Source organism: Streptomyces sp. NPDC047017, assembly GCF_040644175.1.
Taxonomy (GTDB): Bacteria; Actinomycetota; Actinomycetes; order Streptomycetales; family Streptomycetaceae; genus Streptomyces.
Genome location: NZ_JBEYVW010000005.1, coordinates 187,185 through 207,778 on the forward strand (window position 1 = coordinate 187,185; position 20,594 = coordinate 207,778).

General features: G+C 74.9%; 21 protein-coding genes. 10 read left to right on the forward strand and 11 right to left on the reverse strand.

All coding sequences use genetic code 11. The features are described 5' to 3' along the window. Positions 1–24 precede the first annotated feature (24 nt). Together ABZ858_RS10655 and ABZ858_RS10660 are read left to right on the forward strand one after the other, a co-directional pair. Entirely contained in the window at positions 25–702 is a 678-nt protein-coding gene (locus ABZ858_RS10655) for a TetR family transcriptional regulator C-terminal domain-containing protein (RefSeq protein ID WP_361374859.1), read from the forward strand. Positions 703–864: 162 nt separating this feature from the next. Then, a complete protein-coding gene (locus ABZ858_RS10660; RefSeq protein ID WP_361374861.1) occupies positions 865–2,490 on the forward strand; it encodes an amidohydrolase in 1,626 nt (541 codons plus the stop codon). Between the two features lie 213 nt (positions 2,491–2,703). On the opposite strand, the gene ABZ858_RS10665 is transcribed toward ABZ858_RS10660, so the two are convergent. The 3 genes from ABZ858_RS10665 to ABZ858_RS10675 are packed head-to-tail and all read right to left on the reverse strand — an operon-like array spanning position 2,704 to position 5,907. Beyond that, entirely contained in the window at positions 2,704–3,231 is a 528-nt protein-coding gene (locus ABZ858_RS10665; RefSeq protein WP_361375320.1) for an NUDIX hydrolase family protein, read from the reverse strand. A 16-nt stretch (positions 3,232–3,247) separates the two neighbouring features. After that, a complete protein-coding gene (locus tag ABZ858_RS10670; RefSeq protein WP_361375322.1) occupies positions 3,248–4,429 on the reverse strand; it encodes an amidohydrolase family protein in 1,182 nt (393 codons plus the stop codon). Next, entirely contained in the window at positions 4,429–5,907 is a 1,479-nt protein-coding gene (locus ABZ858_RS10675; RefSeq protein ID WP_361374863.1) for a glutamine synthetase family protein, read from the reverse strand. Before ABZ858_RS10675 ends, ABZ858_RS10670 begins: the two co-directional genes overlap by 1 nt. A 229-nt stretch (positions 5,908–6,136) precedes the next feature. Here ABZ858_RS10675 and ABZ858_RS10680 point away from each other — a divergent pair, with 229 nt between their 5' ends. Beyond that, complete coding sequence (locus ABZ858_RS10680) at positions 6,137–7,018, forward strand: Cof-type HAD-IIB family hydrolase (protein WP_361374865.1); 882 nt, start codon at positions 6,137–6,139, stop codon at positions 7,016–7,018. Positions 7,019–7,111: 93 nt separating this feature from the next. On the opposite strand, the gene ABZ858_RS10685 is transcribed toward ABZ858_RS10680, so the two are convergent. From ABZ858_RS10685 to ABZ858_RS10700, 4 genes are all read right to left on the reverse strand, one after another. After that, entirely contained in the window at positions 7,112–7,756 is a 645-nt protein-coding gene (locus ABZ858_RS10685) for an endonuclease (protein ID WP_361374867.1), read from the reverse strand. Then, positions 7,753–8,100 (reverse strand): DUF3140 domain-containing protein, encoded by a 348-nt coding sequence (locus tag ABZ858_RS10690; RefSeq protein WP_361374869.1) that lies wholly within the window; start codon positions 8,098–8,100, stop codon positions 7,753–7,755. Before ABZ858_RS10690 ends, ABZ858_RS10685 begins: the two co-directional genes overlap by 4 nt. A 110-nt stretch (positions 8,101–8,210) precedes the next feature. After that, positions 8,211–8,693 carry a DNA starvation/stationary phase protection protein gene (locus tag ABZ858_RS10695; RefSeq protein WP_361374871.1) on the reverse strand — a complete coding sequence of 161 codons (483 nt, stop codon included), beginning with the start codon at positions 8,691–8,693 and terminating at the stop codon, positions 8,211–8,213. A 206-nt stretch (positions 8,694–8,899) separates the two neighbouring features. Beyond that, positions 8,900–9,862, reverse strand: a complete 963-nt coding sequence (locus tag ABZ858_RS10700) for an alpha/beta fold hydrolase (protein ID WP_361374873.1) — start codon at positions 9,860–9,862, stop codon at positions 8,900–8,902. Positions 9,863–9,977: 115 nt separating this feature from the next. Here ABZ858_RS10700 and ABZ858_RS10705 point away from each other — a divergent pair, with 115 nt between their 5' ends. From ABZ858_RS10705 to ABZ858_RS10715, 3 genes are all read left to right on the forward strand, one after another. After that, on the forward strand, positions 9,978–11,171 hold the full coding sequence (locus tag ABZ858_RS10705) for an acetyl-CoA C-acyltransferase (protein ID WP_361374875.1): 1,194 nt from the start codon (positions 9,978–9,980) through the stop codon (positions 11,169–11,171). A gap of 133 nt (positions 11,172–11,304) precedes the next feature. Then, positions 11,305–12,816 carry a long-chain fatty acid--CoA ligase gene (locus tag ABZ858_RS10710; protein ID WP_361374876.1) on the forward strand — a complete coding sequence of 504 codons (1,512 nt, stop codon included), beginning with the start codon at positions 11,305–11,307 and terminating at the stop codon, positions 12,814–12,816. Positions 12,817–12,916: 100 nt separating this feature from the next. Further along, positions 12,917–13,699, forward strand: a complete 783-nt coding sequence (locus ABZ858_RS10715) for a sulfite exporter TauE/SafE family protein (RefSeq protein ID WP_361374878.1) — start codon at positions 12,917–12,919, stop codon at positions 13,697–13,699. Between the two features lie 97 nt (positions 13,700–13,796). Here ABZ858_RS10715 and ABZ858_RS10720 read toward each other — a convergent pair whose 3' ends face one another. Beyond that, positions 13,797–13,970 (reverse strand): hypothetical protein, encoded by a 174-nt coding sequence (locus tag ABZ858_RS10720; protein ID WP_361374880.1) that lies wholly within the window; start codon positions 13,968–13,970, stop codon positions 13,797–13,799. A 234-nt stretch (positions 13,971–14,204) separates the two neighbouring features. Here ABZ858_RS10720 and ABZ858_RS10725 point away from each other — a divergent pair, with 234 nt between their 5' ends. Both ABZ858_RS10725 and ABZ858_RS10730 read left to right on the forward strand, forming a co-directional pair. After that, positions 14,205–15,359, forward strand: coding sequence for a serine/threonine-protein kinase (locus tag ABZ858_RS10725; RefSeq protein WP_361374882.1), 1,155 nt, complete (start codon positions 14,205–14,207; stop codon positions 15,357–15,359). A gap of 38 nt (positions 15,360–15,397) precedes the next feature. After that, positions 15,398–15,853 carry an RpiB/LacA/LacB family sugar-phosphate isomerase gene (locus ABZ858_RS10730; protein WP_361374884.1) on the forward strand — a complete coding sequence of 152 codons (456 nt, stop codon included), beginning with the start codon at positions 15,398–15,400 and terminating at the stop codon, positions 15,851–15,853. Positions 15,854–15,953: 100 nt separating this feature from the next. Here the strand turns inward: ABZ858_RS10730 and ABZ858_RS10735 are convergent, their stop codons facing one another. After that, positions 15,954–17,018, reverse strand: coding sequence for a galactosyldiacylglycerol synthase (locus ABZ858_RS10735; protein WP_361375323.1), 1,065 nt, complete (start codon positions 17,016–17,018; stop codon positions 15,954–15,956). 327 nt (positions 17,019–17,345) lie between these two features. Here ABZ858_RS10735 and ABZ858_RS10740 point away from each other — a divergent pair, with 327 nt between their 5' ends. Further along, positions 17,346–18,191, forward strand: coding sequence for an SDR family NAD(P)-dependent oxidoreductase (locus ABZ858_RS10740; RefSeq protein WP_361374886.1), 846 nt, complete (start codon positions 17,346–17,348; stop codon positions 18,189–18,191). A 231-nt stretch (positions 18,192–18,422) separates the two neighbouring features. Next, positions 18,423–19,190: a polysaccharide deacetylase family protein gene (locus tag ABZ858_RS10745; RefSeq protein WP_361374888.1), complete on the forward strand. Its 768-nt coding sequence runs from the start codon at positions 18,423–18,425 to the stop codon at positions 19,188–19,190. On the opposite strand, the gene cobF is transcribed toward ABZ858_RS10745, so the two are convergent. Both cobF and ABZ858_RS10755 read right to left on the reverse strand, forming a co-directional pair. Further along, positions 19,147–19,920 (reverse strand): precorrin-6A synthase (deacetylating), encoded by a 774-nt coding sequence (gene cobF / locus ABZ858_RS10750; RefSeq protein WP_361374890.1) that lies wholly within the window; start codon positions 19,918–19,920, stop codon positions 19,147–19,149. The genes ABZ858_RS10745 and cobF overlap by 44 nt on opposite strands. A 77-nt stretch (positions 19,921–19,997) precedes the next feature. Continuing rightward, positions 19,998–20,558 (reverse strand): DUF309 domain-containing protein, encoded by a 561-nt coding sequence (locus ABZ858_RS10755; protein WP_361374892.1) that lies wholly within the window; start codon positions 20,556–20,558, stop codon positions 19,998–20,000. Positions 20,559–20,594 lie beyond the last annotated feature (36 nt).

Here is a 20,594-nt window from a genome sequence, read left to right on the forward strand (position 1 = left end):
CGCACACTCAATAGCATCCGGCACATGTCGTCAAGCGTCGGCCGCACACGAGTTCGCAAAGACCCGGCCACCCGACGAGCGGAGATCGTCGACGCGGCGGCGGCGATCGCTCTGGCCGAGGGTCTGGAGTGCATCACCCTGCGTCGGATCGGTGAGGAACTGGGCGTCCGCCCGGGGCTGGTCAGCCACTACTTCCCGGCGGCGGACGATCTGGTGGCGGAAGCCTTCGGCAGCGCCGCGACGGGCGAACTCGACACCCTCATCCCGCCCGAGCGGCCCGAGGGCACTCCCGCCCGGCACCTGGCGCTGTTCCTCCATCGTACGGTCGGGGACGCCTACGACCGGATCAGCCGGCTGTGGATCAACGCCCGCCACCTCAGCCGCTACCGGCCCGTGCTGCGCGAGCGGGTCGTCGAGCAGGAGGCCGCTTGGCGCGGGCGCCTGGAGGAACTCGTCCGGCAGGGCGTCGCCGCCGGTGAGTTCCGTACGCGGGACGTGCCGGCCGCGGCCGTCCAGATCCTCGTCGTCCTCGACGGCCTCGGCGCCCACGCCAACACGGTCACCGCCGACCGTTCCGCGGCGGTGACCGGCCTGGCCGCCGCCGTCGCGGAACGGGCACTGGACCTGGCCGCGGGCACACTCGCCGGGCTCGCCGAGTCGTCGGAGCAGTCACAGCCGTCCGAGCCGTCCGAGGGAGCGTGAGGCTTACCTCTCGGGGGCTCTCGCGGTCCTCCCGTCCGCTGGGGTGGCGCATGCGGTCTGCGCATCGACGCACCAATCCCACCAGCACCACGACCACCAGCCCCCTCAGCCCACCCACCGCACACCAGCACCGTCCGTCCGTCCGTTCCGAAGGAGCGACCCGTGGCCTCCGATCTCGTCCTGCTCTCCGCCCGGCTGCTCGACCCGGGCACGGGCGCGCTCCTGCCGTACACCGCCCTTGCCGCGGGCGGCGGCCGCATCACCCGCCTCGGGGACGACCGGGAGATCCGGTCACTGGCCGGAGCGGCCACCACGGTGATCGACTTGAAGGGCGCGGTGGTCACCGCGGGCTTCACCGACGGCCATCTGCACCCGGTCTCCGGCGCCGAACGCACCCGGGGCGTCGACCTCTCCGGCTGCCGGGACCTGGCGGCCGTGCGCGCGGCGCTCGCCGAGCGGGCCGCGGCGCTCCCGGCGGGTGCCTGGCTGCGCGGCTGGGGCCTGGACCCGAACTGCTTCGGTGACGCGCCCGTCGCCGCCGCCTCGGTCGGCCCGGTCCTGGACGGCGTGCCCGCCCTGATCGACCTGTTCGACGGCCACTCCGTGCTGGCGAGCGCCCGGGCGCTGGAACACGCGGGCATCGACGGGCCGCGGCGGTTCGAGCAGGCCGCCGAGATCGTCTGCGACGGCGCCGGACGCCCCACCGGCCTGCTGCTGGAGGACGCCGCCTGCGAACTCGTCGAGGCCGCGGCGCCCCGGCCCACCGAGGCCGAGGTGCGGGCACGCACCGCCGAGGTGCTGCGCGAGATGGCCGCCACCGGCCTGACCGGCGGCCACGCCATGGACGCCAACGGCGCGAGCCTCGCCGTCCTCGCCGCCTTGGAGGCCGAGGACGCGCTGCCGCTGCGGCTGCGGGTCGCCCCCTGGTGTCAGCCGGGCGCCGACGCCGACGCGGTGGCGGAGCTGATCCGGGTGCAGGGCACCGGCGGCAGGCTGTGGCGGGTGGCCGGAGTGAAGATGTTCATGGACGGCACCATCGACAACGGCACCGCCTGGCTGGAACGCCCCGACTGCCACGGCGAGTCCACCCACGCCTTCTGGCCCGACCCCGACCGGTACCGCCGGGTGGTGGGCGAGCTGCACCGGGCGGGCGTGCCGACGGCCACCCACGCCATCGGGGACGCCGCGGTCCGCCACGTCCTGGACTCGGTCGAGAAGGCGCAGGCCCAGGCCCGGGGCGGGGCGCCGGTACGCCACCGGGTGGAGCACATCGAGACCGTGCCCGACGACACCGTGCCGCGTTTCGCCCGGCTCGGCGTCACCGCGTCCATGCAGCCCACCCACTGCTGCGAGTACACCCGCGCCGACCACACCGACAACTGGTCCCGCCGCCTCGGTGAGGAGCGGGCCTCGCGCGCGTTCCGCTGCCGCGATCTGTGGGAGGCGGGCGCGCGGGTCGTCCTCGGTTCCGACTGGCCCATCGCGCCGTACCCGCCGCTGGGCGTCATGGCGGGCGCCCGCCACCGCCGCCCCGGCGACCTCTCGCGGCCCCCGCACGGCCCCGAGCAGGCACTGACGCCGCTCCAGGCGCTCCAGGGCATCACCGTCAACCCGGCGTGGACCGCGGGGGAGGAGCGCGAGGCCGGCCGGCTCGCCGTCGGCCACCGCGCGGACCTCACCGTCCTCGCGGACAACCCGCTCGACGTCGCCGACACCGGCCTGGCGGACCTCCCGGTCGTCCTGACGGTGACGGACGGCCGCCCGACCCACCGCGCGGCACACCTCTGACCGTCCGGCAGGTCAGCGGCGCATCTCCGACCGTGCGGCGTCGTCGTCGGCGCACCTGTGACCGTCCGTCCGGTCCCGGGCAGCCCGCCCGGCGTCGTCGGCGGGGCGCGCCGTCCCGGGCAGCCCGCCCGGCGTCGTCGGCGGGGCGCGCCGTCCCGGACAGGCCGCCCCCCGTCACCGACGAGGGGTCGGCGTGGTCCCGGACGGCCGGCCTCAGCTCACGTGGCCGACGTGGGCGAGCGCCTGCCTCAGCAGCACCCCGTGCCCGCCCGGCATCTCGCCCTGCACCGCGGCCGACGTCGCCTCCTGCGGGGTGAACCACACCAGGTCCAGGGCGTCCTGCCGGGGCCGGCAGTCGCCGGTGACCGGCACGATGTAGGCGAGCGAGACGGCGTGCTGGCGCGGGTCGTGGTACGGCGTGACACCGGCCGTCGGGAAGTACTCCGCCACGGTGAACGGCTGGAGCGAGGCGGGCACCCGGGGCAGCGCCACCGGCCCGAGGTCCTTCTCCAGGTGCCGCAGCAGCGCGTCGCGCACCCGCTCGTGGTGCAGCACCCGGCCGGAGACCAGGGTCCGGCTGACCGTGCCGTCCGGTCCGATGCGCAGCAGCAGGCCGATGCTGGTCACCTCGCCGCTGTCGTCGACGCGTACCGGCACCGCCTCCACGTAGAGGATCGGCATGCGGGCGCGGGCCGACTCCAGTTCGTCGGTGGTCAGCCAACCGGGCGTGATCTCGGTCATGTCAGACATTGTTTGATCATACTTTCAGTGGTTCCTGATGGGGGAGGTCGGTGAGCCCGTAGATCCGGCGGGCGTTGTCCCGCCCCGTCCAGTGGGCGATCCGCTGCGCGTCCGCGAGGCTCAGCTCGTCGGCGTCCACCCGTTCCTGGAGCAGCCCGGCCAGTCCCCGCCGGAAGGCCACCGCGCCGAGGTGGTGGAACTCGGGCAGGCCGAACGCGTCCGAGCTGTAGAGCAGTTTGCGGAACGGGGTGATCTCCAGGGCCTCGGCCAGCACCGCGCCGGCCCGGACGGGACCCACGTGGTGCAGGGCCAGGCCGACGTCGAGGTACACCTGCTCGAAGACGGCCGCGAGATGGGCGGCCTGCCGCTGGTAGGGCCAGCAGTGCAGCAGCATGACCGGGATCGTGCCGGCCGTCCGGTGCAGCCAGTCGGTCAGCAGCGCCGGATCGGCGCGGTGCAGCCGGATGTCGTTGTCCCCGAACCCGGTGTGCAGCTGGAGCGGCAGCCCGAGGTCGACGGCCGTCCACAGCAGGTGCCGTACCAGCACCGGGTCCTCCAGGCGGCCGCCCGGCCGGGCCAGGTGCCCGGCCGCCGCCCGGGTGACCTCGGCGTCCGTGGGCCGGGCCGGGTCCAGGCCGAAACCGGTGCGGTAGGCGGCCACCGACTTCACCGCCACCACGCCCGGCGCGCCCGCGGCCTCCCGTGCGGCCGCCCGGACGGCGGCGCCGTACTCGCCCGCCTCGACGCCCCGCGCCGCCACGGCCTCCGCGACACCCTCCAGCCGGACCACCTCGTACGCCACCGCGCCGCCGCCCGCCGCTCCGGCCAGCTCGGCCGGCGTGGTGAGGCGTACGGGCGCGTAGCCGGTGTCGACGCAGAAGACGGCGGTGCCCGCGGCGGCCAGGAAGCGCCGGTTCACCTCGGCCGCGCCCAGCTCCGCCCGCCGGGCCGCGTACCGGTCGGCGGGTGCGTGGCGCGGCAGGTCCAGCAGGGGCGCGCAGTACCGGCGCACGGCCACGCCGACCGGGCTGTCGAAGGGTGAGATCCCGCTGCCGGGCCACACCTCGCCCTCGGTGAGCAGCGATGCGAGTCCGGTCGGGTCCAGGCCGGCGGTGACCACGCCGTGGCAGTGGTGGTCGATCAGCGGCAGCGCGGCGAGTTCCTCGTGGACCGGTCCCAGGCCGGCGGGCGCGGCCATCAGTACCGCCACCGGTAGGCCGCCGCCACCTGTTCGTCGTCCAGCCCGGCGACGGCCGCGACCTCCCCCTCGCGCACCGCGGTCACCGCGTCCGCCAGTACCGGGCCGAGAGCGGCGCGCAGCAGCTCGTCCCGGCGGAAGGCGGCGACGGCCTCGGTCAGGGACACCGGCAGCCGCCGTACGCCCCGGGCCGCCGCCCCCTCTGCTTCTGCTTCTGCTTCTGCTTCCGCATCCGTTTCCGCATCTGCCTCCGTCGTCGTCTCCGTCTCCGTCTTCGTATCGACGAGCCGGGCGGGATCGCCGGTGATCTCCTCGGGCAAGGGCGCCGAGGCCGTCATGCCGTCCAGGCCGGCGGCGATCAGGCAGCCGAGCGCCAGATACGGGTTGGCGGCCAGGTCGACCGGCTTGACCTCCAGGTTGGCGGCCCGCTCGCGCGCCCCGCGCATCCCGGTGACGATCCGCACCGCCGCCTCGCGGGTCTCCCGCCCCCAGGCGGTGTACACGCCCGCCCACTGCGAGGGCCGGAGCCGCAGATAGCTGGCCGGGCTCGGCGCGGTCACCGCCGTCAGCGCGGGCAGCCGGGCCAGCAGACCGGCCACGAAGGACTCGGCCGCGGCCGTCATGCCGTACCGGCCCTCGCCGCCCGCGTGCAGATTGGTGCCGTCGCGCCAGGCGGACAGATGGACGTGCCCGCCGTTGCCGACGCCCTCGGCGAGGACGGCGGGCGCGAAGGAGACCCGCAGCCCGTGCCGCCGGGCCACGGCCCGCACGGTCTGCCGCACCAGCACGCTCCGGTCCGCCGCGGCCACCGGGTCCAGCGCGCCCACCGACACCTCGAACTGCCCGGCCGCGTACTCGGGATGGACCTGCTCGACGTCCACGCCCTGGGCCGCGAGCGCCGCCAGCAGCTCGGCGCAGTAGTCGCTCAGCTCCACCTGGCGCACGGCACCGTACGCCGGACCGGTCGTCGCCGGTTCGAACGCGCCCTCCGGGGCCGTGTCCCGGCCGAGGACCCACTCGATCTCCACCGCCGCCCGGAACGTGATCCCGTGCCGCCGCCCGGCGTCCGCGACGATCCGGCGCAGGAAGGTGCGGGCACACCCCGGGTGTGGTTCGCCCTCCTGGGTGACACGGTCGACCGGCGCCCAGGCCCAGCCGGGCTGCGCGGCCAGCACGGTCAGCCGGCCGAGGTCCGGGTAGAGCCGCAGATCGCCGTCCGGGGAGCCGAGCACCTCGGTGGTGACGATCGAGTCGTCGGCCAGGAAGGTGTCGAACACCGGGGACATGCCCACTCCCCAGGCCGCCGCGGCGGCGAGCCGGGCCACCGGCACCGTCTTGACCCGGCCGATGCCCGCGGTGTCCACATAGGCGAGGACGACGCCGTGCACACCCCGCCCGGCCAGCTCCCCGGCGAGCGCGGCGGCCCGTTCGACGTCGCCCGGACGACCGCCCGGAACGGGATCGGCGAGGGTGGTCATACATTCTCCTCCTCGGGGCGCCGGCGCCCTCGCCATTGTGCCGCGCGGTGATCACGGTGTCCTGGGAAACGGACGACCCGGTGCCGGGCGCCAGCGCCCCCCAGGCGTCGCACGTTTGCCCGAAGGGTGGGGGGCATGTTTGTCTCGAAAGCCGGTGCGGAGCCGCCTCCGCACCGCCGCCGCACCACCCGCCCCGGCGCGCCCCGCGGACCCACCCAGGAATACGGACATGTCCAGCACCTCATCGCCCCTGCTCACCGCCGCCGCGACCGCCGCCGAGGCCCCTCGCGGGCCGGCCGGCATACGGCTCGTCGTCACCGACATGGACGGCACGCTCCTCGACGACGCCAAGCGGTTCCCGGAGGGCCTGTGGCGCACCCTGGCCGAGCTGCGCCGCCGCGGTGTGCTCTTCAGCCCGGCCAGCGGCCGCCAGTACGCGACCCTCGCCGAGCAGTTCGCGGGAGCGGACGAAGGCATGGTGTTCATCGCGGAGAACGGCACCTACGTGGTCCGGGACGGCGTGGAACTCAGCTCCGACCCGCTGGAGCCGCCCGTAGCGGCCCGTCTCGTCCGGGCCGTGCGGGAGCTGGCGGACGGTGGCGCGGACGTGGGCGCCGTGGTCTGCGGCAAGCGGTCCGCCTACGTCGAGCGGGGCGACGAGGGGTTCCTCTCCGAGGTCCGCAAGTACTACGTACGGCACCGGGTCGTGGCGGACGCGACCGCCGTGGACGACGAGGTCATCAAGGTGGCCGTCTTCGGCTTCGGGGCCGCCGAGCGGACCGTCGCCCCGGCCCTGGCGCCGTTCGCCGCCACCCATCAGGTCGTCGTCTCCGGCGAGCACTGGGTCGACGTCATGAACCGCACCGCCAACAAGGGGGCCGCCCTGCGCCGGCTCCAGCGGGACCTGGGCATCACCGCCGCGCAGACCCTGGTGTTCGGTGACTACCTCAACGACCTGGAGATGCTGGACGCGGCCGAGTGGTCGTTCGCCATGGCCAACGCCCACCCCGAGGTCGTCCGCCGGGCCCGCCACCTGGCCCCCTCCAACAACGACAACGGCGTCCTGCGCACCATCGCCCGGCTGCTGCACCTGCCGCCGGCGCACGCCTGACCCGCCCCGCCCCACCGGCGCACGCCGCCCGCCCGGTGTCACGTACGCCGGGCGGGCGGGGGCCATGGTGGAGTGGGCCGGGTCAGGGCGGGGTCAGCCGACCGAGTCGGCCACCTTCTTGTCGAGTGCCGCACGGACGAGCGCCGCCGCGAGGACGGCCGGGTCCGTGCCGCCGGCCAGTTCGGTGAGCCGGCCGGGGTCCTCGGGCAGGCCGAGACGTTCCGCGCCGGACAGCGCCTTGGCGTCCAGGTAGGGGGCGTACTCGGTCCACACGCCCTGCACCTCGCGCAGGAAGATGTCCGCACCGGCCGGACCCAGGCCGGGCACCTCCTGGAGCAGGTCACGCAGCCGGGAGACGTCACCGTCGGCCTCCCGGCGCAGGCGGCGCAGATCACCGCCCCAGCGTTCGGTCACGAGTGCCGCTCCCTCCCCGAGCTGTGTGGAGGTGCGCTCGTCGTAGCGCCGGTAGCCGCCGCGGCCGAGCGCGTCCACCCGTTGCTGCCAGGTCGCGTCGGACATGGCACGCGGGTCGCGCAGCCCGGCCTCGGACAGCTCCCGGGCGGCGGCGACGGCGACCGAGCCGCGGATGCGGGCGCTGAGCAGCACGGCGAGGACCAGCAGCCGGTACAGCGGCTGCGGGGTGTCCTTCAGCGTGATGCCGGCCTCCGCGGCGAACGTCTCGCCGTGCTCCTCGACCAGCTCCCGCACCACGCGGGCCCGGTCGGAGCCGCCGCTCACCGGGCCGCCTTGAGCGGGTCGTGGCCGAGGGTCATCAGCCGGTGCCTGCGGCCGGAGTCACCGGCCTGCTCCGGCTCGGGTTCGTTCTCCACGTCCGCCTGCGAGGTGACACGGCCGATCACCTCGCGCATCGCCGTCACGTCGGTGTCGGTCAGGTCGGTGCGGCGCTTCTGCAGGATCGCGAGGACGTGCCGGCCGAGCGCCGGGCCCGCCGCGTCGGGCAGCGGCTCGGTCAGCTCACCGGAGTCCCGGACCCGCAGCCAGCCCGCGAGTTCCTGCGACGTCATGTTCACCACGCGGTGGAAGTCCTCCCACAGCGTGTCGTCGACGCGGGAGTCGGCCATCGGAGGCGCCTTTCGTCGGTCTCGTGCGTGCGTCTCGTACGTCTCGTGCGACTGGTACGTCTACTAATACGTCTACGTCTCGTATGCCCCCGTTGACGTTGTTCCGTGCGTCAGCCCTCGCGGGACACGTTCTCGGCGGCGAACATCCAGCGCTGCTTCTCCAGCTCGGCGGTGATCGTGATCAGCAGGTCCTGGGTGACCGGGTCCGGCTTGTCGGTCGCCGCGATGCGCTCGCGCAGCCGGACGATGGCCGCCTCCAGGGACTCCACCATCACCTGGACCACGTCGGAGTCGCGCACCCAGCCGTCCTTCGGGCTGGGCAGCGTGAACGCGGAGGCGATGGTCTCCGGCCGGCCGTCCGGCGAGATGCCGAGCGCCGCCGCGCGCTCCGCGACCGTGTCCGCGAAGTCGCGCGCGGACGCCACGACTTCGTCGAGCTGGAGGTGGATGGAGCGGAAACGCGGCCCGACGATGTTCCAGTGCGCCTGCTTCCCGATCAGCGAGAGTCCGAGAAGATCCACGAGGGTGCTCTGCAGCGCCTCCCCGGTCACCTGGCGGGCGGAGTCGGGAATCGTGCTCTTCACGACAGTCATGCGGTGTCTCTCCTTGAGGAGTCGTCTTCCGTGGCGTACGGAGCGGGTGCCCCCGGCATGCCACCGCAAACGGGGACAGCCGCCGGGCGGGCGGCCGGTACGGTCCCCGCCCGGGCCGCCGGTCCGGCGGGGGCCGTACCGGCCGTACCCCGGCCGACGTGCGGCGGCACGGTCGGAACGCCTGCGGGGTGTTCGCGGGACGCCGGTCAGCCGGGCAGGACCCGGTCCAGGAAAGCCGTCACATCCGCGAACACCTCGGCCCGGTTCGTCTCCAGGAACACCTCGTGCCGGGCCCCGGGGTAAATGCGCACGGTCAGCCCACCGCGCCGCCCGGCACGGCCGGGCACGCCACCGGCGTCTCCTCGGCCGTTCCCGGCGTCTCCCCTTCCTGCCCCGGCGTCTTTCTGCCCGCCCCCCGTCGTTCCCTGCCCGCCCTCCGTCGCTTCTTCCCCGCCCTCCGTCGCTTCTTCTCCGCCGCCGGTGAGCCGTGCCACGCCGACCCGGCTGCCGGTGAGCGGCACCAGCCGGTCGTCCTCCCCGTGCAGCCACAGGACCGGCAGGTCACCGACGTCCCCGCCCTCGTCGACCGCCCGCAGCGTCCGCGCGAACGCCTCCAGCGTCGGCCGCTTCATCGGCCCGTGCCACACCAGCGGGTCCGCCGCGTACGCCGCGCCGACCGAGGGGTCCCGGGAGAGCGCGGCCGGGCTGACCGGCGTGCCGGGGATCTCGTCCAGGGCGAGCAGCCGGCCGGGCAGCTCCCAGGCGCCGATGACCGGCCCGGACAGCACGAGCGCGGCCGCCTCGTCGCGGTGGCGTTGCGCGAAGCGGGCCGCGATCAGGCCGCCCATGGAGTGGCCGGCCACCACCAGAGGGAGCCCCGGGTGCGCGGCCCGGGCGAGGCCGGCCACCGTGTGCACGTCGCTCACCACGTCCTCGAAGTCCTCGACGACCACGCGTTCGCCGGCCGACCTCCCGTGGCCCAGATGATCGGGGGCGTACACGGCGGCGCCGTGCGCCCGGAGCACGCCGGCCACCTCGTCGTACCGCCCGGCGTGCTCGCCGTACCCGTGCACCAGCAGGACGATCCGGCGCGGCCGGGGGTGCGGCCATTCGCGGACGGCCAGGGTGCCGCGGGTTCCGGTGAGGGCGTGCTCGCGGGTGTCGCCCATGTCTCCTCCAGCGGCGTCGGCGGGGCCGCGGAGGATCTTCCCAGGGGGCCGGTCCGAGGTCTATAGTCCAAAACTAGCAGTGCTAATTAATGGCCCGCGTCCGAGGAGACCTGCCGTGCGCCCCGTCCACTTCGCGGCCGCCCGCCGCACCCCGATCGGCAAGCTGCGCGGAGCACTGTCCTCGATGCGCCCCGACGACCTCGCCGCGGCCGTCATCCGCGCCCTGGTCGCCGAGGTGCCCGCGCTCGACCCGGCGCGTATCGACGACGTCTACTGGGGCGCCGCCAACCAGGCAGGCGAGGACAACCGCAACGTCGCCCGCATGGCCGCCCTGCTCGCCGGGCTGCCCGACTCCGTGCCCGGCGCCACCGTGAACCGGCTGTGCGCCTCCGGCCTGGAGGCCGTCACCGCCGCCGCCCGCACCATCGCCGCGGGCGAGGCCGACATCGTGCTCGCCGGCGGCTCCGAGTCGATGAGCCGCGCCCCCTTCGTCCTGCCCCGCCCCGACGAGGCGCTGCCGCACCGCATGGAGACGTACGACACCCGGCTCGGCTGGCGCCTGGTCAACCCGGAGATGAAGGAGCTGCACGGCCTGCTGGCCATGGGGGAGACGGCGGAGGAGGTGGCCGCGCGGTACGGCATCGCCCGCGAGCGGCAGGACGAGTTCGCGCTGCGCAGCCACCGGCTGGCCGCCCGGGCCCGCGAGGACGGCCACTTCGACGCCGAACTCCTGCCCGTCAAGCGCCCCGACGGCACGGTCGTCGACCGCGACGAGTGCGTCCGCGAGGACACCTCCTACGACAAGCTGGCCCGCCTCAAGCCCGTCTTCCGGGCCGGCGGCACGGTCACCGCGGGCAACGCCTCTCCGATGAACGACGGCGCCGCGGGCCTCCTGCTGGTCAGCGAGGAGGCCCTGCGCGAGCTGGGCCTCACGTCCCTGGGCCGGTACGTCGCCGGAGCCTCCGCGGGCGTCCACCCCGACGTGATGGGCATCGGCCCCGTCCCCGCCACCCGCAAGGTGCTGGCCCGCGCCGGATGGGAGATCGGAGACCTCCAGGAGGCCGAGTTCAACGAGGCGTTCGCCGCCCAGGCCCTCGCCTGCGTCGACCAGCTCGGCATCGACGAGGAACTGGTCAACCCGACCGGCGGCGCCATCGCCCTCGGCCACCCGCTCGGCTGCTCCGGCGCCCGCATCCTCACCACCCTGCTGCACCGCATGAACCGCACCGGCGCGGCCCGCGGCCTCGCCACGATGTGCGTCGGCGTGGGCCAGGGCAGCGCCGTACTGGTCGAACGGGACCAGTCCTAGGGACCGGACGGGCCAGTCCTAGGGGGGGGCCGGGCGCAACCGGCCCCAGGGACCGAACGGCCCGGCCCAGGGGCCGGCTCCGCAGGGTCCGGCCAGAGCCGCAGAACGTCGCAACACAAGGGAGCACCCCTCCATGGCAACCCTCTCCGTCGCCGCCGTCCTCGCCGAGAACGCCCGGCGCCGCCCCCAGAAGACCGCCCTCGTCGAAGGCGACCTGCGGCTCACCTTCGCCCAGGTGTGGCAGCGCTCCCTCGCGCAGGCCGGGGCGCTCACCGGACTCGGCGTCCGGCCGGGGGACCGGGTCGCGCTGATGGCACCCAACACCGCCGAGTTCCCGCAGGCGTACTACGCCGTCGCCGCGGCCGGCGCGGTCGTCGTCCCCGTGCACCTGCTGCTGTCGGCGGCGGAGGTCGAGCACGTGCTGCGGGACAGCGGCGCCACCCTGCTGCTGTGCCACCCGGCGCAGGCGGAGACGGGCGCCGCGGCGGCCGCCGCGTCCGGCGTCCGGGTGGTCACGCTGGGCGCCGAACTCGACGGCCTGGCGGCCGCCGCCGAGCCGCTGCCGTCCTACGTCACCCGCGCCGCCGACGACCCGGCCGTCGTCTTCTACACCAGCGGCACCACCGGCGTCCCCAAGGGCGCCGTGCTCAGCCACTTCAACCTGGTGATGAACGCGACCGTCAACGCCTTCGACGCCAACGACATCCGCCCCGACGACATCGCCCTCGGCGCGCTGCCCCTCTTCCACGCCTTCGGCCAGACGGTCTCCATGAACTCCACCTGGCGGGCCGGGGCCACCCTCGTGCTGCTGCCGCGCTTCGACGCGGCCCGCGCGATCGAGCTGATGGTCAAGGAGGGTGTGAACACCTTCCACGGCGTGCCGACCATGTTCGTGTCGCTGGCCGCCGCCGCCGCCGCGGCCGACGCCGACGTGCTGCCCGACCTGCGCGTGTGCATCTCCGGCGGCGCCTCGCTGCCGGTCGCCGTGCTGGAACGGTTCGAGACCGCGTTCGGCGCGAAGATCTACGAGGGGTACGGGCTCTCGGAGACCTCCCCGGCCGCCGCCGTCAACCAGCCCGTGTTCGGCGCGAAGCCCGGCACCATCGGCCACCCGCTGTGGGGCGTGGACGTGGAGATCGCCCGCGCCGAGACCGAGGACCGCGTCGAACTGCTGCCCCCGGGCGAGCTGGGCGAGGTCGTCGTACGCGGCCACAACGTCTTCTCCGGCTACCTCGGCCGCCCCGAGGCCACCGCCGAGGCCCTGGTCGACGGCTGGTTCCGCACCGGCGACCTGGGCACCAAGGACGAGGACGGCTACCTGCGGATCGTCGACCGCAAGAAGGACGTCATCATCCGCGGCGGCTACAACGTCTACCCGCGCGAGGTCGAGGAGGTGCTGCTGCGCCACCCCGCCGTCGCCCAGGTCGCCGTCATCGGCCTCCCGGACGAGCTGCACGGCGAGGAGGTGTGCGCCGTGGTCGTACCGGCCCCCGGGACCGAGCCGGACGCGGCCGCCGTGACCGAGTGGTCCAAGGAGCACCTGGGCCGCCACAAGTACCCGCGCCGCGTGGAGTTCACGGACGCGCTGCCCCTCGGGCCGAGCATGAAGGTGCTCAAGCGGGAACTGCGGTCCCGGTACGCCTGACGGCAGGAGGCGCGGAGCCGGCGCGGAGCCGGGGAACCGGACCGTCCGGTGAGACGGTCCTTACGGCCGCAGGTTGTCCGGACATACCATCGGTCTCGGCATGAACACGATGACTCTCTGGCACCTGTCCGGCTGGGCCTTCGCCGCGCTCGCCTGCGCGGCCCTGCTCGTCGGCTTCTCCAAGACCGCCGTCAGCGGCGCCAACACGGTCAGCCTGGCGATCTTCGCGGCCGTCCTGCCCGCCCGCGCCTCCACCGGTCTCCTGCTGCCGCTGCTGATCACCGGGGACGTGATCGCCGTCCTCACCTACCGGCGGCACGCCCACTGGCCCACCCTGTGGCGGCTGTTCCCGGCGGTCGCGGCGGGGGTGGTCGTCGGCACCCTGTTCCTGATGTGGGCCGACGACGGGATCGTACGGATCTCGATCGGCGCGATCCTGCTGCTGATGGCGGCCGTCACGCTGGCACGGCGCCGGACGGCCGAGCGGGCGGTGGAACCGGACGAACCGGACGAGATCACCACCCGCTCGGGCCGCCTCAAGGCCCGTTCCTACGGCGTCCTCGGCGGCTTCACCACCATGGTCGCCAACGCGGGCGGCCCGGTGATGTCGCTGTACCTGCTGTCGGCGGGCTTCCGCAAGCTCGGCTTCCTCGGGACGTCGGCGTTCTTCTTCCTCATCGTCAACGTCTCCAAGGTGCCGTTCAGTGTGGGGCTCGGCCTGATCGACGGCCGCTCCCTGCTGCTCGACGCGGCGCTCGCGGTGTTCGTCGTGCCCGGCGCCCTGCTGGGCAAGTGGGCCGTGCACCGGATCAACCAGCGGCTGTTCGAGCAGCTGGTGATCGCGGCGACGGTCGCGGGCGGCGTGCAGCTGTTGCTGGTGTGACGGGTGCTGCTGTGTGACGGGTGTTGCCGTGTGACAGGTGCTGCTGGTGTGGCAGGTGCTGCTGGTGTGGCAGGTGCTGCCGGTGGCGTGCCGGGCCCTAGCCGCAGGGGCTGGAGGCGGCCGTCGCGCGGGCCAGCGCCTCTCTGAGCCGGTCGTAGCGCTGGACGTCGGTCAGGACGTCGGCGCGCCGCTGCCGCCCCGTACAGCAGCTCCAGAGAGCCGCCATGATCGCGGTCGCCAGCGGGATGAGCAGCCAGGTCAGTGGGTCCAAGGTCGTCCTCCCTCTCCCGGATGTGCGGGTAGGGCAGACGATGACATACATGATCAGTTCTACATATTGGTACGAAGACCGACTGTGGGCTTTTCACTCGTAAGGATTCAGTACGTCATGAAAAGTACGGTTCATGAGCCGTACCGCGGACGCACCAGCGGTCGGCGGTCCGCCAAGTGATCGTTAGGATGGGCCGGTTGCCCCTCGCGGGGCTGCGGGGAGGGGAATTCCGGGATGTCGGGGATCGAGGGCGGTCTGCAGGTGCTGGTGGCCAATCGGTACCGGCTCCACGCGGTCATCGGGCGGGGCGGGATGGGTGAGGTCTGGCGCGCCCAGGACGAGGTGCTCGGCCGGCCGGTCGCGGTCAAGCTGCTGCTGAACGACGTGGCCGACGCCTCCGCCGAGGCCCGCTTCCGGCTGGAGGCGCAGACCTCCGCGCGGCTCAACCACCCGCATGTCGTGGGCACGCTCGACTTCGGCACCTGGGAGCAGCGCTGCTTCCTCGTGATGGAACTCGTCGAGGGCGACAGCCTCGCCGGCGAGCTGACCGCCGGCCCGCTCGCCCCGGACCGGCTGGCCCAGGTGGCACAGCAGTCGGCCGAGGGCCTGGCCGCCGCGCACGCGCAGGGCATCGTGCACCGCGACATCAAGCCCGGCAACCTGCTCAGCGACCGGGACGGCACGGTCCGCATCGGTGACTTCGGCATCGCCCGCTTCGTCGACGACCCCTCCGCCGGCCTCACCACGACCGGCCAGATCGTCGGCACCGGCCTCTACCTGGCCCCCGAACGCGCCATCGGCACCCCGGCGTCCTCGGCCTCCGACATGTACTCGCTGGGCTGCGTGCTCTACCAGCTCGCCGTGGGCCGTCCGCCGTTCGAGTCGGAGACCGCCACCGCCCTGCTGTACCAGCACGTGGACGCCCCGCCCGTACCGCCGCACCAGCGCGGCGCCGCGCTGCCGCCCGCCTTCGAGGCGTACCTGCTGAGCATGCTGGCCAAGCGCCCCGAGGAGCGGCCCACGGCTCGGGACGCGGCGGACTGGTTCCGCAGCGGCGCCTGGCTCGGCACGCCGGAACCACTGCCACCGGAGCTGCCGGGCCTCGGCCACGACCCGTACCGGTCCGCTCCGCCCGACCGCCACGACCACGACCCGTACCGGTCCACCCCGCCCACCCACCATCAGCACACCCCGCGCGGGTCCTACGACCCGGCCGCCGACGTCCCGGCCGGCGCCCTGGACACCGGCTGGAACACCACCGTCCACCGGGTGCCCGCGCGCCGCCCCGGCCTGCGCACCTCACCGCGCCGCCACTCCCGCGTCATCGCCGTCGTGGGCGGAGCGGCCCTGTTCGTCTGCGCGCTCCTGCTCGGCATGACCCTGTTCTAGCCGCCCGGCTGCCCGACTGCCCGGGTAATCTCCCGGGCATGCGGATCTCCGTCTCCTCCGACATGGACGAACCCGTCGCACGCGCCCTGGTCGCCCGGCTCCGCGAGCGCGGGCACGAGGTGACCGCCCACGGCGCCCTGCGCCCCGGCGACGACCCCCAGTGGGCCGCCTGCTCCGCGGCGGCGGCCCGGGACGTCGCCGAGGGCCGCGCCGACCAGGCGGTCGTGTGCTGCTGGACCGGCACCGGCGCCTCCATCGCCGCGAACAAGGTGCCGGGCGTACGGGCGGCCCTGTGCACCGACGCCTACACGGCGGACGGCGCGCGCCGCTGGAACGATGCCAACGTGCTGGCTCTCGGCCTGCGGCTGACCTCCGAGCCGCTGCTGACCGAGATCCTTGACGCCTGGTTCGCCGCGGCACCCGGCGCGGACGCCGAGGACCGGGAGAACATCGCCCGGGTGTCCCGGCTGGAGACGGCCTCCGGCGACAGCTGATATCGGACAGCTGATAGCTGACGTCTGTCGTCTGTCGTCTGTCGTCTGTCGTCTGACGTCTGATGTCCGATGTCCGATGTCCGACGCTGACGTCTGACAGCTAGGGTCGCGGCGCCGCCGACGCCCGTACGACCGCCTCCAGCGCGTCCGCGCGGAACAGCGCACGCCCGGCCGCGATCCGCCGCTCACGCTCGGGGCCCGGCGCGGTGAGGCGGGCCAGGGAGCGCAGCAGCCCGGCCGGGTCCGGCGCGTGGTCGGACACCCCGAGCGCCGCCATCCGGCGCACCCCCTCCGCCCCGTGCCCGGGCAGCGGCCGGTACCCGACCACCGGGAGCCCCGCGGCGAGCGCCTGGACGGCGGTCTGCCCGGCCGCGTTGTCCACCAGCGCGGCACACGCGTGCAGCAGATCCGGCATGTCCGTCACCCAGTCCGGGACCAGGACACCCGGCAGCTCCGACAGCTCCCGGCGCAGCCGCTCGTTGTGTCCGCACAGCACCACCGGCAGGAAACCGCGCGCGGCGAGCAGTCGCGCCGTACCGGCCAGCCGCGCCCCGGCGCCCCAGGCACCCGCGGAGACCAGCACGGCCGGCCGCCCGGCCCCCAGCCGCTCGAACCGCCGCCGCCACCCGGCCGCCCCCGGCCCCTCGTCCACGAACACGGGGTCCACCACGGGACCGGTCGCCTCGGCCGGCCGGCCCAGCCCCGCACGCACCGCCCGGGCGGCCTCCTCCGACACGCACAGGTGCAGATCGTTGCCCGGATGCAGCCACTGCCGGTGCACGGCGAAGTCCACGACCACCACCGCACTGGGCACCGCCAGCGCGCCACGGGCCCGCAGATGCCCGGTGAGCTGGGCGGCCAGATGGAAGACGGGCACCACCACATCGGCGCGCGTATGCCGCACCAGGGCCGTCAGCCGCCCGCTCGCCAGCCGCGCCAGCGGCGTACCGCCGGGACGCGGACGCGGGCCGGGCCGCAGGAAGAGGTCGTAGATACCGGCGTACACCCACGGGCAGTGCCGGACGGCCGTCTGGTAGAAACCGCGCAGCCAGGCCCCCAGTCCGTACGGCAGCAGGGACAGCACATCGACGACGTACGCCTCCTGACCGGCGGCGCGGGCCCGGCGGGCCAGCTCGGCGGCCACCGTGTCATGCCCCGACCCCATGCTCGCGCTGACGATCAGCAACCGCCGCGCCCCGGGCAGCGGGAAGCCGTCACCACGGGCGGGCGCGGGGTCGGCTAGAGGCCCCCGGGCGACGGGCAGCGGTGGCGGTACGGGCATTTCGGACGACACTGGAAGTGAGTAACCCTCACCCAGCGCAGTCAAACGGACGGCCCCACCCGGACCCGTCCACCCCCGTCGTCCCGTGTTTCGGACCCGGCCCCCGGGATACTTCACCCCCCGGCAAGGCCGTCACCCGACCGCCCGAGGCCGCACCGGCGGCCCAGGGCCCCGTCGACCTGTCGACCCGTCGATGCAGAGGTGCGCCCGATGTCCCAAGCCCCTTCCCGCGTACGGTCCGGCCCCGGGACCGCCGTCGACGCCCCGGCCACGCCGCACCACGCGCGCCGGTCCCGCGACCACGGCACGCGGCCCGGCGGGGGAGCCCTGGTGACCGGCGCCTCCTCGGGGATCGGCGCGGCCGTCGCCCGGCGGCTCGCCGCCGAGGGCGGCTGGCGGCTGGTGCTCAACGGCCGGGACCGCACCCGGCTGGCGGACGTGGCCCGGGGCACCTCGGCCCTCACCTATCCGGCGGACCTGTCCGGGCCCGGCGCCGAGCGCCTGGCCGAGTTCGCGCTCGGCAGCGTCGGCCGGGTGGACCTCCTGGTGGCCGGCGCGGGCATCGGCTGGGCCGGCCCGTTCAGCACCATGCCGCAGCGCGCCATCGACGAGGTGTTCGACGTCAACGTCATCGCCACGCTGCGCCTGGTCCGGCTGCTGCTGCCGCACATGGTCCGCGAGGGCACCGGCCGCGTGGTCATCATCGGCTCCCTGGCCGGCACGGTCGGCGTCCGTGACGAGGCGGTCTACTCCGCCGCGAAGGCCGCGCTCGCCGCCTTCGCCGACGCCGTGCGCTACGAACTGCGCGGCACCGGCGTCGGGATCAGCCACGTGGTGCCCGGCGTGGTGGACACCCCCTTCTTCGAACGGCGCGGCGCCCCGTACCGGCGCTCCCGGCCCAGGCCCGTACCGGCGGACCGGGTCGCCGACGCGGTCTGGGACGCGGTCGCGCGCGGCCGCGACGAGGTGTACGTCCCCGGCTGGACCCGCCTGCCCGGCCGCATCCGGGGCACCGCACCCGGCCTGTACCGGCGCTTGGCCGCACGGTTCGGGTGAGGGCGCATGAGGGGTCGGGTGAGGGCGCGTGAGGGGGCGGGAGTGCGGTGGGGAACGGCCCGGGTACGGGCGGAACGGGTGAGGGCCGGGGGAGGAGGGCCCCTGCCAGGCGGACGGGACCCCGGCGGAACGGGCCGGGGCACCGCTACGGCCCCAGCGCCCTTTCCCACCGCGACCGCCGCCGCGACCGCCGCCGCGGCCGTCACTGCTGCGGCGGCCACGGCGGCGGCCGTGCACATCGTCCCGGCGGCCACCTGGCTGCCGCGCCTGCGCTCCGTGTGCCTGCCGGGCCTGGCCGGGATCGGCCGCCCCGACCACGTCGCGCTCACCTTCGACGACGGCCCCGACCCCGCGACCACCCCGTTCTTCCTGGACGAACTGGACCGGCTCGGCGCGCGCGCCACCTTCTTCGTCCTGGGCGAGCGGGCCGCCCGTTTCCCGGACCTCACCCGCGAGATCGCCACCCGCGGACACGAACTCGGCATCCACGGCTGGACCCACAGCCGCCCCTGGCTGCCCGCCCCCGCCCGGGACCTGGCGGAGACCGGACGGGCCCTGCGCACCGTGCACGCGGCGACGGGCCGCCGTCCGCTCTGGTACCGCCCGCCCTACGGCATCCTCGTGGCCGGCCGCTGGGCCGCCGCCCGGCGCCTGGGACTGCGTCCGGTGCTGTGGACCGCCTGGGGCGAGGACTGGACGGCGGACGCCACTCCGGCCTCCGTGCACGCGACGGTGGCCGGGGACCTGCGCGGCGGCGGCACGATCCTCCTGCACGACTCCGACCACGCCTGCGCCCCCGGCTGCTGGCGCGCGGCCCTCGGCGCCCTGCCCGGCCTGGTCACCGCCTGCCGGGACACCGGATGGCAGGTGGGCCCCCTGGCCGAGCACGGCGTGGGCACGGCCCGGCACGGCGGCCCCCCACGCCGCCGCCCCGCACCGACCCCGCCCCCGGTCCCTACTCCTCCCTCGGCCTGCGGCGCAGCAGATACGTGTCCATGATCCAGCCCTTGCGCTCGCGGGCCTCGGCCCGCAGCCGCTCGATGCGCGGCGCGGCCTCGGCGATCGGGCCGGAGGCGAGGATCTCGTCCGGAGTGCCGAGGTAGGCGCCCCAGTAGATGTCGATGTCCTGATCGGCGTACTGCCGGAAGGTCTGCTGGGCGTCGAGCATCACCACCACGTCGTCCACACCGTCCGGAAGCCCCTCGGCGAGCCGCCGTCCCGTGGTGATCTGCACCGGCCGGGCGATCCGGTTCAGCCCCGTGCGGTGCCGGGCCGCCAGGGTGGAGACACTGCTGATGCCGGGCACGACGTCGTACGCGAAGTCCACCGCGCCCCGCTCCAGCACCTCTTCGAGGATCCCCAGCGTGCTGTCGTACAGCGCCGGATCGCCCCACACCAGGAACGCGCCGCTGTCGTCCTCGCCCAGTTCCTCGGCGATCAGCCGCTCGTAGATCTCCGCGCGGGCGCTGCGCCAGTCGCCGACGGCGGGCGCGTAACCGGCCCCGCCGACCGTCCGGTTCCGCTCCGGGTCGCGGGCCTCCACCACGCGGTACGTCCCCTCCGGCACATGCGTGCGCAGCAGGTCCCGGCGCAACCGCGTCAGGTCCGACTTCACCTCGCCCTTGTCCAGCACGAAGAACACGTCCGTGCCGCGCAGCGCCCTGACCGCCTGCAGGGTGAGCTGCTCGGGGTCGCCCGCACCGATACCGATGACTCGAATCTCTCGCACACCCCGAGTCTGCCGCACGGCACTGACAACGCGACCACCGAGCGCCGGCCCCGGCACGATCCGCCGGCCCGGACCGGCTACCCCCGCCCACGCAACCGAGGCGCCCGAGCCACAGCATCCACACCCTGCGCCTCGGTCTCTGTCTCTGTTGTCTCTGTCTCTGCCGCCTGCCCTGCCTCCACCACGTCCGCCAGCTCCCGCGCCCAGACGACGAGACCGGCCGTGTCCAGGCCGTGCGGCTCCCGCACCCCGCTCTCGGCCACCCACTCGCGCACCGTGCCCGCCCCGCGCCGCAGCAGCCGGGCGCCGCCGGTGACGTTGCCGCGCACGGCGTGCGTGAGCCCCACCGCCATTTGCGCGAGCCCGCGCCACAGGCCCCGTTCCGCCTCGGGCCCCGACTTCCAGGCGTCCTCGAACACCTCGTGCGCGTGGAACGGCCGCCCCGCGTCCAGCAGCGTCTGCGCCTCGGTCACCGTCTCCTCGGGCGCGCGCACCACGCCCTCCGGCTGCCGGGGCACGCCGTCGGCCCCGTACGGCAGGGGGCGCCCCAGCCCGTCCCGGGGCCGGGCGTTGCGCGCCCGCCCCTCACTGTCCCGGTCCCGCGCCCCGGCCGGCCCTGCGGAGGATGTGCTGCTCATACGCCGATTCTCCCCCTCCACCCCGCGCCCCCTTCG